The organism is Halomonas llamarensis (assembly GCF_023555005.1).
GTDB classification, from domain to species: domain Bacteria; phylum Pseudomonadota; class Gammaproteobacteria; order Pseudomonadales; family Halomonadaceae; genus Vreelandella; species Vreelandella llamarensis.
Genome location: NZ_JAMJPJ010000037.1, coordinates 1 through 12,793, shown reverse-complemented (window position 1 = coordinate 12,793; position 12,793 = coordinate 1). Strand labels below are relative to the sequence as shown.

The 12,793-nt window shown below is 52.8% G+C and carries 9 protein-coding genes and 1 pseudogene; 8 read left to right on the top strand and 2 right to left on the bottom strand.

Features of this window, described 5'->3' with window-relative positions; genetic code table 11:
• Positions 1-12: 12 nt before the first annotated feature.
• A complete protein-coding gene (locus M8006_RS15625; protein WP_250083801.1) occupies positions 13-387 on the bottom strand; it encodes a hypothetical protein in 375 nt (124 codons plus the stop codon).
• A 284-nt stretch (positions 388-671) separates the two neighbouring features.
• On the opposite strand from M8006_RS15625, the gene M8006_RS15620 reads away from it, so the two are divergent.
• The 8 genes and pseudogenes from M8006_RS15620 (at position 672) to M8006_RS15595 (ending at position 11,780) form a co-directional block, all read left to right on the top strand.
• Entirely contained in the window at positions 672-1,193 is a 522-nt protein-coding gene (locus M8006_RS15620; protein WP_250083800.1) for a sigma-70 family RNA polymerase sigma factor, read from the top strand.
• Positions 1,194-1,197: 4 nt separating this feature from the next.
• Complete coding sequence (locus tag M8006_RS15615; protein WP_250083798.1) at positions 1,198-2,190, top strand: FecR domain-containing protein; 993 nt, start codon at positions 1,198-1,200, stop codon at positions 2,188-2,190.
• 415 nt (positions 2,191-2,605) lie between these two features.
• Positions 2,606-3,475, top strand: coding sequence for an IS4/Tn5 family transposase DNA-binding protein (locus M8006_RS15610; protein WP_284047086.1), 870 nt, complete (start codon positions 2,606-2,608; stop codon positions 3,473-3,475).
• A 39-nt stretch (positions 3,476-3,514) separates the two neighbouring features.
• Positions 3,515-3,685, top strand: coding sequence for a transposase (locus M8006_RS18465; protein WP_430886842.1), 171 nt, complete (start codon positions 3,515-3,517; stop codon positions 3,683-3,685).
• 15 nt (positions 3,686-3,700) lie between these two features.
• Positions 3,701-3,994, top strand: a pseudogene (locus M8006_RS18460) (hypothetical protein); the annotation flags it as partial.
• A gap of 253 nt (positions 3,995-4,247) precedes the next feature.
• Positions 4,248-7,070 carry a TonB-dependent receptor gene (locus tag M8006_RS15605; RefSeq protein ID WP_250083795.1) on the top strand — a complete coding sequence of 941 codons (2,823 nt, stop codon included), beginning with the start codon at positions 4,248-4,250 and terminating at the stop codon, positions 7,068-7,070.
• A gap of 169 nt (positions 7,071-7,239) precedes the next feature.
• Complete coding sequence (locus M8006_RS15600) at positions 7,240-8,934, top strand: ABC transporter ATP-binding protein/permease (RefSeq protein WP_250083793.1); 1,695 nt, start codon at positions 7,240-7,242, stop codon at positions 8,932-8,934.
• The gene (locus M8006_RS15595; protein ID WP_250083791.1) at positions 8,931-11,780 is read left to right on the top strand and encodes a M16 family metallopeptidase; all 2,850 of its coding nucleotides are present in this window, start codon (positions 8,931-8,933) and stop codon (positions 11,778-11,780) included. Before M8006_RS15600 ends, M8006_RS15595 begins: the two co-directional genes overlap by 4 nt.
• Positions 11,781-12,154: 374 nt before the next feature.
• Here M8006_RS15595 and M8006_RS15590 read toward each other — a convergent pair.
• A partial coding sequence (locus M8006_RS15590; RefSeq protein WP_250083790.1) for a transposase occupies positions 12,155-12,793 on the bottom strand: 639 nt, incomplete at its 5' end.

The following is a 12,793-nucleotide window of genomic DNA, read 5'->3' as shown; positions in this document are numbered from 1 at the left end:
GTTCGGACAGTTTCATGACGCAACAGCGCCGTAGCGACACATCTGCTCAAAGTCGGGCCGGGATTTTATGCAATTGAAGTCCCGACCCAAGTAGGAAGAAAAGCGTTCGAGCAGGTTCAGCGCGGTCATCGACGCGTTGAAATGGAAGTGCAGCCCCTTTTCGGCCCTGCCTGTGCCGCCGCTGTAGAACTTACCCAACTCCTCGGTATGTCGGCCGCTTTTTGGAATGAAACGGCAATCCATGGCGGCGATGAGCGTGTTAGCCGTCTCTTCACTGAGTGTCAGCAAACTCAAAAACGTCTTCTCATGATAGTCACTGTAACGGCTGAGGTGACGAAAATTGACGCGGCCTCTCAAGCACATCAGCAAGGGAAGCAAGGCGAGCATAAATCGCCGCTGAGGCTTTTTGAGACTGGACATCTGCTGTAAGCCCGTATTGACTATTTTCATGAAAGCCTGTGCTCGGGTGGTGGTGGTGTCGAAGACCCTATTATCTGAGCATCAGGCTTTCTTTAAAACTGTCCGAATCATTGTTGATCGCTACCACCGTTATGACGAGCTCCCTCTATTTTGCAAATGAGAAGTATTTACTATAAGATGTGTAAGGTTTATTCGCCTCAAAAAGTCGACGGGTTACAACCCGTTCTTTATTAAGCAGGGTATTAAGCATCATGGGCGCCGAAAATCCCGCATTGCACGAACAGGTACACACACTCTACAGCGACCACCACCGGTGGTTGCTGGGCTGGCTACGCACTCGGGTAAGCTGCTCCCACCAGGCCGCCGACCTGGCGCAGGATACTTTTGTACGCCTGCTGGGCGCGCACCAAACCGGCAACCCCCTGCCCAGTATTCGCGAGCCGCGCGGTTTTCTGACCACCATTGCTAACCGGGTGCTGGTGGACTGGATTCGCCGGCGCAGCATTGAACAAGCCTACCTGGACGCCCTGGCCCTGCAACCCGAGCCTTGTGCCGTGTCGCCGGAGGAACGCGAGCTAATCATCGAAGCCCTCACCGCCATTGACCGCCTGCTGGATACCCTGGGGGAGCGACCCCGGCAGATCTTTTTGATGGCCCAGGTTGACGGCCTGAGCTATGTGGAAATAGGGCGGCGCCTGGGAGTGTCCGTCACCACTGTGCGGAAGCACTTTATTCGTGCCATGGCCTCCTGCCTGCAACAGTTGGACGACTGAGCTCATGGCAGTCTCTGATTCGTCCTCCGAGCACCCTGGCGCCAATCTCGCCAGCCCCGATACGGCGACACTGGAAGCCGCTGCCGAATGGTATGCGGAGCTACGGGAGGCGGCACCAGACAGCCCGAGACATGGGGTCCATCGGGATTGGCTGGACCAGCATCCCAGCCATCGCCAGGCCTGGGCGCGGGTGGAAAAACTGAACCAGCAGTTCCAAACAGCCCCGAGCGGCATGCTGCAGCCGATTTTGAAGCGTGCCCGTAGCACACGTCGGCGCTCGGTGGAGCTGCTGCTGATTCTGCTTATGGTGGGGGTGGGTATCCTCGGTGGCGGCTGGCAAGCCGGGCTGCATCACCCGCTGATGGCCGACCATGCTACCGCCACCGGCGAGCGCCGCCAACTGCGCCTAGCAGACGGCAGTCTGGTACACCTGAATACTGGAACCGCCCTGGACGTGCATTTTGATGACAAGCAGCGCCGCATTCATCTGCGCCAGGGCGAAATCCAGGTGGCAACAGCGGCCAGCGACGACAAGCGGCCCTTTTTCGTGACCACCGCCGAGGGCCGCGTTCGGGCCTTGGGCACTCGCTTTCTGGTACGCAGACAAGGCGACCAAAGCCGGGTAACGGTGCTGGAGCACGCCGTGGACATTCACCCCGCACAGGCACAAGGTGCTGTAACCCGGCTCGACGCCGGGTATCAGGCGCAGTTTTCCGACAACCAAACCACGCCCCCGCAGCCGGTCACCGGTCGCCCCGCCGCCTGGGTACAGGGCCAACTGATCGTCAGCGACTGGTCGCTGGCCCGTTTCGTCGAAGAACTCTCCCGCCACCATAAAGGCGTTCTCAGCCATGATGCCGACGTGGCGGATTTGCGCATCTCCGGTGCTTTCCACCTGCATAGCACCGACGCCCTGCTGGACAATCTGGCCGGCACCCTGCCAGTGCGCATCCGGCGCTTCACGCCTTACTGGGTGCGGGTGGAGCCCTTGGAGTAATAAAAAAACGGCCAAGGGGTTGTGATGGGGTAAACATTTACGCCGCCTACTCCGAACCCCCCAACCACTGCTGCGAAATAACAATGGTTTGGACAGTTTCATGACGCAATAGCGCCGTAGTGACACATCTCATCAAAGTCGGACCGGGGTTTTATGCAATTGAAGCCCAGAACCAAGTAGGAAGAAAAACGTTCCAGCAGATGTGCGTTAGCTTTGCGGGTGTTCCAGCGGGCGATAGAAACCACTCGCCTGTCGCCTGATTGTAAACGAGCCATTAACCTTGCAATTACCCACAAGTCCTCAGCTACATAAGCGCACTATTGATAAAGTAAAACCTAATGTGTTTCTTTGGCTCCTCAGTTAGTTCGATATGATAAGAGGTACCAATATGGGACAACACTGAGTGAAAGAAGAAATGACAGGCTGCGACTTGGGGGACGCGCGACTGAATCAAAGGTTGGCCGTTATGCTGGAAGCACTCGGTGATCGGCCAGACAAATCACTACCCACCGCATTTCAGGACTGGGCCAATACCAAGGCCGCCTACCGCTTCTTTGCGAATGAGAATGTCAGCGAGGACAAGATTTTGGAGGGGCACTTTGCCGCTTCGGCTTTGCGTATCCAAGCCACCGATGGCCCGATATTGATCCTGCAGGATACAACCGAGTTTTCCTTCAAGCGCTCGTCACCTGAGAAGATTGGCTTTATCAATGAATCAACCGGGCGCAAAATGAAAGAAGGACGGCACCTTAAACATACCGTCTGCGGGCTTTTAATGCACGCCAGTCTGGCTATCACAGCGGAAGGGCTACCATTGGGTCTGACCGCTGCCAAATTCTGGACACGGAACAAATTCAAAGGCACAGAGGCTCTCAAGCGCAAGGTTAATCCGACCCGCGTACCCATCGAACAGAAAGAAAGCATGCGTTGGCTCGACAACCTGCAGCGTTCTACTGAGCTGGCAAGTTCACCTGCACGGTGCGTGCATATCGGTGATCGCGAAAGTGACATTTTTGAACTCTTTTGTCTGGCTCAAGATCTAGGCACTCACTTTTTGATCCGCAGTTGCGTTGACCGTCTCGCCGAGGATGGAGACACGACTATTTCTCAAGTGATGGCCGAGACCCAGGTCAGTGGAACACACGATATTCACTTTCGTGACAAGCGAGGCAATCAACAGCAGGCGACCCTATCGGTCAAGCATGCAAAATTGACCGTTTGTCCACCGATTGGAAAACAGAAAAAATATCAAAAACAGGCGCTTGGTATTATTTTTGCTGAGTAGAGAAATCCGCCCGACGGGCGTTCCCCTGTTATTTGGAAGTTGGTCACTAACCTTCCCATTGCTACTCGCGCCGACGCCGTGCAAAAGCTTGTTTGGTATTCACGGCGTTGGAATATCGAGACATTCTTCAAGACGCTGAAAACAGGTTGCCGTATTGAGGATATACGCCTCGCTACAGCAGATCGACTTGCCAACTGTATTGCGCTCTGATGTGTCGTATCTTGGCGAATATCATGGTTGACTATACTGCGGCGCCCATCCCCAACAACCTCTCTTGCAGCTGTTTTTACTGATACCGAAAGAACGCTTCTCGATCGATCAATGCCGTCAAATAAACACGGCACACGACGCGATATAGCTTTTTACATGACCGCTGTCGCTCGTCTGGGTGGTTATCTGGGTCGCTCCAGTGACCCTCCCCCAGGAACAACCGTTCTATGGCGAGGCTTCATCCGCTTAGCTGATCTCGTTGCTGGATTCCAAGCTGCCAATCCAAATGCATCATCGACTTGTGGGTAATTGCAAGGCAATTAACCACATCTTCTCACGTTGAGTTTTGCTGACCACACTGCGGCTCTCTTTATCCAGGAGATTCTCATGAACCACGAACTCGATGCCATGCAGGCTTTCTGGCTCGGCCCAAAGAGCCGGACATCATCCCCGAGAAACAAAAAATGAGCAAAGGGGTTTCAGATTCCTATTCTTATTCGACTTATAGATAAAGGCCCAACAATGGGGCGTTATCTGGTAATGAATGCAATTGGGGGAATCCATGCACCGAACACGCACACCGCAACCGATGGCACAACCCGTTTCCACTGCGGCTCCGCGCCAGATGTCATCCGTGGCGCTGGTCGCCGCCGTTTTGCTGACCCTGGTCACCGGCCTGCTGGGGACCGGCGCGGCTCAGGCCCAAGGTAGCGAGCAGGAATATCGACTCGACATCCCCGCCGGCACCCTGGAATCGGCGCTAACGAAACTGTCCACTACCACCGGCGTCAGCGTCTCCTTCACCCCGGAAATGGCCAAGGGCCGGGAAACTGCTGGCCTGATCGGCAGATACACGGCGGAAGAGGCCCTGCATCGGCTGCTGGCGGGTAGTGAGCTGAGTTATCGGTTTACTGGGGCGAATACAGTGACCTTGGCAGCGGCGCAGGAGGGCAACGGACCAATTGAAGCAAAGCATCGCTTGCCAGATTTAATGATCTATGACCAGGCTCCTGACCCATTAACCAGCAGTAAGGTTTTGGATGCAGAAGCAATCCGCCAGCGTCCAACAGGCGATGGCAACCTCACTGATCTTTTGCGTGTGAACCCAGCCGTGCAATTCTCGAATAGCAGCAATGGCATGGATCAGGGGGAAATCAAACCCGAGAATATTTCAATCCACGGCTCGCGTGCATACCAGAATAGCTTTCGCTTGGACGGTATGAGCCTTAATAACGATCTTAACCCAGCCGACCCCAATCTGGGCGTGACACTGACAAACCTGGGTAGTGATACCCAAGGCTTTTATCTTGATAGTCGCCTAGTTGATTCCGTTACAGTCTACGATGCGAATGTTCCGGTTGAATTTGGCGGCTTCACAGGCGGCAGCATAGATGCACAATCACGCAGCTGGCGCAGTGGACAGAGTGGTCAACTTTATTATCGTCACACGGATGCCAGCTGGAATCGCACTCATGTCGATCATCAGTTGGATTTCGATTCGAGTGAAAATTCTCGTGCCCATCCGTCACGCTTCCAGCCGGACTATCGCAAGCACAGCTTTGGGCTGAATTTTGAGACAGGACTGACCGATCGACTTGGTGTTGTATTTTCCATGTCGCGTCGCGAGTCAATGATCCCGAGTCAGCATGTTGGTGGGTTAAGTATCGACCTTGATGAAACTGGCGAGCATTTGGTTTTATCTAGCCGCGCAGATAAGGTCAAAAATCAAACGCGCACAAGCGATCAGGTGTTTTCTAAGCTCAGTTGGTATCCTCAGGGCGGTACTGAGTTGCATTGGTCCACTACCTATACTGGCTACAACTCCAGCCAATTCCTAAATGGCGCCGCCAATTCTGACTATGAAGAGGAACATTCAGGCATAGGTTCTCAACTACAGTGGCAACAACAAACAGGTTGGGGGCAGAGTGATTTCAACCTGAGTTGGCAACAGCTTGAAGATGAGCGCATTTCGGAACAGAAGTACTCTCTACAGCTTGAGGATTTGACTGATTGGGAGCAGCGCCGAACCTATGATTCCGGTGGCCCCGGAGACTTGATCTCGCGACAGGAAAATATTAGCGCGCGTCAAGCGTTCAGCTGGCACCCGATTGTTCTGGGTGAGCTGGAGCAGCGTTTTCGTGCCGGGGCGGAGGTTACCCGCACAGAGGCAGAATACGAGCGTCGTGAGCCCTTCTTTCGCAATGGTTTCATCATGACCGAGGGTATGGGTGGTGAGCCTAACCTCATGGGTGGGCAGGTTGAGGCTTTCTTTGCCGGCCGCCATCGCACTCAGTTCACTCAATCTGCTGTTTTTGCAGAAAACAACCTCAATTATGGGCGCTGGAATATACGCCCCGGTGTCCGCCTGGATAGAGACGACTTTGTTGAAGAAACCAATTTTTCGCCTCGTTTTGTCGCCAGCTTAGATGTGTTTGGCGATCAACACACCCGAGTGACGGCGGGAGCAAACCGTTATTATGGGCGTTCTATGCTCACCTATGCGTTGTACGAGGCGCAGAATGCGGGTTTGCATCTCTGTTACTGGGGTTGCACACCGAACAGCATGGAGAATGAGTGGAACCCCGCGCGTGATTATGAAGGTATGGCGGATCTCAGCACGCCTTACAGCGACGAACGCAGCCTGAGCGTTAGTCAGTTGTGGGGACCAACATCATGGGATCTGAGTTATGTGCAGCGCGATAATCACGATGAAGTGCGTAGCCGGCCCAAGTACCCCGGTACTGATAATCCGCAAGAAGCTCGCATTCGGACGTTTGACAATGGCGGCCGTAGTGAGCATGAGAGCGTTTCGCTGACTATTAGCCATCTGGATGATGTGGCAATTGGTGCTACAACTCACCACTGGACAGTCACGGCAGCTTGGCAGGAATCTGCTAGCAATACACCCAAGGACCAGGGATATGCTTTTTTTGATCCAAATACCAATCTCAACATGGATTATGTTGATTATCGAGGCAAGATTATTCGTGCAGATGAGCTGCCCTCGACCGACTTCAATGTGCCTTTTCGCGTCAAGGCAGAGTTAACGTCAGTGTACGCCCCGGCGCAATTAAGTTTATACCAGAGCTGGCACTGGGAGAGTTCGCGTGATCAAGCGACGCGCCATGCGAATGAATACACAGACCTACCTGATACTGACCAGCAGGTGCTCAAGTACGAGCAGGTTGATTATGCCTCGACGTTTCGCTGGGACATGAAGCTACGCTGGGAGCCCTCATGGGCACAGGGTATAGGCGGCTCTGTTGAAGTTACTAATGTGCTGAATAATCGTAATGCAACCGATGCCTTTGTGCATTCTGATAAGGTCTACCGGTCCTATGCGCCCGGACGACAGTTTTGGTTGCAATTAGATTACAGTTTTTAATTAAACGCCATGTTGCTTCAGCAGCTTTTCAGGCCTCGGTCTGACTCTGCTGTGGCAACAGTGGGGTGATTAAAAATCTCCTGCTTGGATAGCCTTTTCTTTATATATCTTTGATTTCAACACGAGAGTGCACACAGCTTCGTGTTGATTTTCTGTCGTTGGTGGTTAAATGCAGGTGTTACAGAATTTTTGGTGCTTGACCCGGTCATACTGGGTGGGTCGTCGTGCCTGGCCACAATTGTCCTTGTTAGCAGTGGTACTGGTCACGAGTCTCTCCTCGGTGTGGTTTTCAGTAAAAATAAACCAATGGAACGGGGACTTTTTTAATGCCCTTCAAGCTCTGGACGGTGAGACGATCTACCCCTTGCTGTTGCAGTTTACGGTGTTGGTGGCCGCCTACGTGGTCGTCATGGTTTATGCCGATTATTTACAGAAAAAAGTGGCGATCAACTGGCGAGAATGGATGACCCGGGAATATGCGTCACGCTGGCTGTCAGACCGTCATACCCATTATCAACTGCAAATGCAGCACCAAGAGCCGGATAATCCTGACCAGCGTATCGCTGCGGATATTCGTTTACTGACTGAGGACTCGTTGAAACTTTTAGTGTCGTTTTTACGCTCAGTGCTGACGCTGTTTTCATTTCTGGGCATTTTATGGCAGTTTTCGACCTCGTTTGAGTTTGTTTGGCTAGGGGTAGACTGGGCCATTCCGGGTTATTTGGTCTGGGTGTGTCTGATCTACACGCTCGCCGGTACCTGGATTACCCACCGCATAGGCAACCAACTGCAATCGCTAAACTACCAACAGGAGAGAAATGAGGCCAATTTTAGGCATTTGTTAATGCAGCAGCGCGAATCCAGCGAAGCCATCGCCGCTCAGCAGGGCGAAGACTGCGAGCGCAACCGCTTAAATGACAGTTTCAAGCATGTTGTGCATAACTGGTACGGGCTGATGCATCGCGAGAAAAACCTCTCCTTTTTCACCATTGCCTATTCACAAGTCACCTTACTGGCACCGATCTTTTTTGCACTCCCCGCTTTTCTAGCAGGTTCGATTTTGCTCGGCGGTTTGATGCAGGTGCGTCAGGCCTTTGGTCAGGTAGCGGGTGCATTAGGCTGGTTTATCTACGCCTATGAAGATTTAGCAAGCTGGAGTGCGACGGTAGAACGCTTAACGCGTTTCACTCAGAATATGGATCGACTTGCCCCTATGCCAGCAACTGCTGCGGCGGATGAGGGACTATCAGCGGCCATGCAACTCAACAAAGCCGACCAGACACCGCTCCTACATTTGCCACAAATTCAATTGGCCCAGAGTGACTTTTTGCTGGTTGAAGGGGCTTCGGGTTTAGGCAAGTCGACGTTACTGCAGGCCCTTGCGGGTCATTGGCCGAATTTTGTAGGCCAACTCAGCCGCAACGATAACCTGTTTTGGGTGCCGCAGAACCTATACCTTCCCAGTCTGTCGCTAAAGGAACTCTTGTGTTATCCACAGCCCGCTTCAGCCGTGAGTGATGCGGACAGCGTGCGGGCATTAAAGCAAGTGGGACTGGGGGCCTTGGAAATGGAGCTGGAGCACCAAACCGATTGGCGCCTGCGACTCTCTGGTGGTGAGCAACAGCGAATCATGTGGGCGCGTGTGCTATTAAACCGTCCCAGAATCGCGCTGATGGATGAAACCACCAGCGCGCTGGATACGCCCAGCGCTGTCGAGTTAATTAGCAAAGTGAGAGCGGCGTGTCCATCCATGATTCTGGTGCTGATCAGTCATCAAACAGACCATGCAGTGGGAGCGCAATACCATTTATTTTTTAGGTCCGGTCAGCCAGCCCAGGGATTTTTAAAGGAACAAGAAGTATGAAATTGAAGATTGTGAGTTTTATTGTCTTGACCGCCAGTCTGTTGTGGGGATGCGCGGCAAACCAGGTTGAGTCGACCTCAGACGAAAAGAAATATACTGAACTGCCTGATCATCCTGATCTGATCCGCCATACTTTGGCATCCGGCACGGATGTATTGCTGCTGCCGAAATCGGGTCGTGATGTTGAACTTCGTTTGGTGGTCGATGCGGGTTCAGTACACGAGGCTCCGCATCAGCGTGGTATGGCTCATTTAATCGAGCATATGGTATTTCAAGGCACGCATGGCGACCCCCAAGGGAAAGCTTTGTCGCAGCTAGCCGAAGATGGCGTGACCCTGGGAAGCCATGTGAACGCGGCGACAAGCTTCTTCAATACAACGTATCGTCTCTCTTTACCCAATGCTAAAGGGCTCGAATCGGCCATCCATCTGCTATCTGACCTGGTAAGCAGTGCCTCGTTTGATGTGGACGCGTTAGCCAGTGAGCAGCAAGTCGTGGAGGAAGAATGGCGTTTGCGTCAGAGTGGCGGTACTCGGATTAATCAGCAGCTTAGCGCTTTCCGTTATCAGAGTTCTTTGTTGGCCAGGCGTGAACCGATTGGCCATCTACCCGACGTGCTGGCGTTTACGCGTAGTGATTTACTTCATTTCTACCGGCAGTGGTATCGCCCTGATCGCATGACCTTGATTGTGGTGGGTGATTTCGACCCACAAACGGTGATGGTGCAGGCGAAAAGCGATTTTGCCAAGGCGCGCTTTAACAACTCCAAACGTAAGGAGACGTTGCCAAATCACCAACGGGCGGCCTTTCCGCCTGCCCAAAAAGCACCCATGTTAAAGAAAGTGCTTGATCCTGAGCAGGGACAGAAGTTCGTTCAAATCATGCTACAAAGACCGCTTCCAGAGTCCATGCATAGTGTCAATGGCCAGTTTCGTGACCTGATTGATCAGCTATGGCTTGAAATACTGACCCATCGGTTCAACCAACTGGTCGATCAAGATGAGCTTCTACGGGGGCAAACTTCGCCTTTTGCCCAGTTATTGACGCCCAACTTCCAGCACTATCTGCTTATTTTACATCCCAAAAAAGGCGACTATGCTCAGGCCGTGGATATTGGCGCCCGGGAACTGGCGCGTTTAATGCAGCAGCCTGTACTGGATAGTGAGCTCCACCAGGCCAAGCAACGCCTAATGAACAAGCGTCGTGATCAAGTACGCTTTGCGGACGCCATTCCAGCTCGGCGGTTGGCCGATAAGTTCGCAAATGGCGCTGTTTATCAGCTTCCGCTGTTGAGTGAGCAGCAACAGTTCCAGTTAACAGAACAGCTACTGGCCGATATTACGCCGACGCATCTCCGGGCCGCGTTGCTTGAGCTGCAGCAGCAGGCGCAGGTAAAGATAGCGGCCATTGGGCCTGACAGTGATGCGGAACGCATTGATTTATCTGCGCTAGAGACGCGGTGGAAGACGGAGTTTGCCACCGAGCAACCGCAGTGGGTCAGCCATACGCCTGAAGAAGTAAACCTGCCCCGACTTGAACAGGCCGAATTTACTGAGCGTCAGCGCGTTGATCACCTGTCATCAGAAAACAGTAGAACCGAAAGCGTCGAACTCAGTAATGGTTTGACATTGCTATGGCGGCAAGATCCGCAACTCGATGATCAGCTGCAAATTGACCTCCGTTTTGCGGGTGGTCGTTCTCTGGAAGATCCGAACAAAACCGCGTGGGTTTTCTGGTCGCTTATGTTGCCTGAAGCCTGCGGGTATGGTGATTGGACAGCATCGGAACTTATGCGTTTCTCACGGGCACACCAGATCAAGGTGCGCCCCTATGTAGAAGAGCTTCATCATGGCTTTCGGGCTAACGCCAGCCCAGCGCAAATTGAACCGTTGTTGCAGTTGTTGCAATTGAAAATGTCGAAGCCACGGTTTTGCGATCAGGGTTTGGCTCGTTGGCGTAAGCAGCTGGAGCAACAAGCGCTTCATCAGCCAGTAGAACAGGTCTTTTCTCAGAACATTCAGTCAATGGCATTTAGTAACGGCGAACTGTTGAAGTCGAAAACACTGTTGCGTGGGCTCGATACAATCGACTTAGAGGCCTTGGAAGGTCAGCGTGCCAAGCTGTTTTCGAAGTCTTCAAATGGACGAGTAGGGCTGGCCTCTCGGCCATTGCCGAAAAATCTGGAAGTGCGCCTGCCGGCCTGGTTGGCTGCGCTGAGTACAAGTAATGAACCGGCACTCGACTGGCGTGACCGAGGTGTGCGACCGCTGCATCAATCGATGGCAGCGAGCTGGCCCCTGAATTTAAGCCCGAAAGTTCAGGTACAAATCCATTTCAGCCAGCCAGCTGAGTGGACTCCAAAAAAGGCTATTACCGCAGAGTTAATCGAGGCCTGGCTGCATGAGCGCTTACAAACCAAGCTGCGCCACGATCTGAGCGGTGTCTATAGCTTTAGAATGAGTCATTTGCTGGCGCGTGACCCAGAACCCTTTTATTTGGGTCGCCTGAACTTCAGTGCTGCACCTGAGCGGGGTGACGAGCTTATCGACGCTGCCCTTGAAGAAATCGAGAAGCTACGTCTTAACCCACCTACCGCAGCGCAGTGGCAACAAGCTCAAAAAACCTGGCTATTGAAGCGGGAGCAGCGTGAACGCCAATCCTATTTCTGGAGTGCTGCGCTTGCGCGCAATACCACGCCTGCCCAAGAAAAACTGTTGGCGCAAGCATCTTCCATGGGGAGACGCATCAGTCCTTCTGATGCGCATACCCTCATTTCTTCTTGGCTGGCTGGACCCGCTAGAATTTTCAAATTGACGCCCGAGGAGGGAGAGGAAGAGGCAAAATAGCATTAAGAACCTTTTGTCGCAGACCGGGTGGGTGGGTCATCATACCGCCACCGGCGAAACCCAGGAGGTAGTTTTGACCGATGGCACCCGTGTCTGCCCTGATCGATGAGTATTGAGGCGGAAACAGAATAGCAGCACGACCTAAATAGCAGTAAAAGCTGTAGTACAAATAGTCTGGATACCATGCTTTCATGATAATTTCATTCAAAGACAAAGGCAGCGAGGATATTACAATGGTTCGGACAGTTTCATGATGCGATAGCGCCATGGTGACACATCTGCTCAAAGTCGAGCCGGGATTTTATGCGATTGAAGTCCAGACCCAAGTAGCAAGAAAAGCGTTTGAGTTATTGTCAAATTTTGTGTATGACCGTTTAGGCGGCGGTCCTATCTGACTGATCTGTTAAGGGCTCCCCATCCTGGAATTTCACGTTATTCACGACCAGTTCCAGTTTGTTGAACCCCGCTATTCGCTTCCAGCGCTTCTGAGCGCTCTGAAGCAGTTTAAATACCATTGCCAGGGTCGTTGCCCGAGAGCCGCAGTTCCGGCTGCGCTTGCTCCGCAGGCGAACCGTGGCGAAAGTCGATTCGATCGGGTTAGTGGTGCGGATGTGTATCCAATGTTCTGCCGGATAGTCATAGAACGCTAGTAGCGCCTCCCGATCCTTCACCAAGCACTCCATGGCTTTGGGGTACTTGGCGTCGAAGCGTTTTACGGTGCGATCAAAGGCTTTATATGCCTCGTCGCGGGTTTCGGCCATCCATATCTCGTGGAGGTCAGCCTTGACCTTGGACTGCACAGATTTTGGTAGCTTATTCAGTACGTTGGCAGTTTTGTGAACCCAGCAACGTTGATGATCCGTTTCCGGGTACACCTTGCTCAATGCGAGATATAGTCGGATGTTGTGTATGGAGGACAGAAGGAAGGGTGGCGTATCCTGTTGATTGATCACGACCAAGATTTCAACCAACACAAATGGATACGCCATGACAGATTCTACCCTCCAAGCCAT

What these genes read in the sequence shown, in the direction of transcription:
- M8006_RS15600 (WP_250083793.1), top strand. Translation starts at nt 7,240, where the DNA reads ATGCAGGTGTTACAGAATTTTTGGTGCTTGACCCGGTCATACTGGGTG.
- M8006_RS15605 (WP_250083795.1), top strand. Translation starts at nt 4,248, where the DNA reads ATGCACCGAACACGCACACCGCAACCGATGGCACAACCCGTTTCCACT.
- M8006_RS15595 (WP_250083791.1), top strand. Translation starts at nt 8,931, where the DNA reads ATGAAATTGAAGATTGTGAGTTTTATTGTCTTGACCGCCAGTCTGTTG.
- M8006_RS15620 (WP_250083800.1), top strand. Translation starts at nt 672, where the DNA reads ATGGGCGCCGAAAATCCCGCATTGCACGAACAGGTACACACACTCTAC.
- M8006_RS15615 (WP_250083798.1), top strand. Translation starts at nt 1,198, where the DNA reads ATGGCAGTCTCTGATTCGTCCTCCGAGCACCCTGGCGCCAATCTCGCC.
- M8006_RS15610 (WP_284047086.1), top strand. Translation starts at nt 2,606, where the DNA reads ATGACAGGCTGCGACTTGGGGGACGCGCGACTGAATCAAAGGTTGGCC.
- M8006_RS15625 (WP_250083801.1), bottom strand. Translation starts at nt 387, where the DNA reads ATGCTCGCCTTGCTTCCCTTGCTGATGTGCTTGAGAGGCCGCGTCAAT.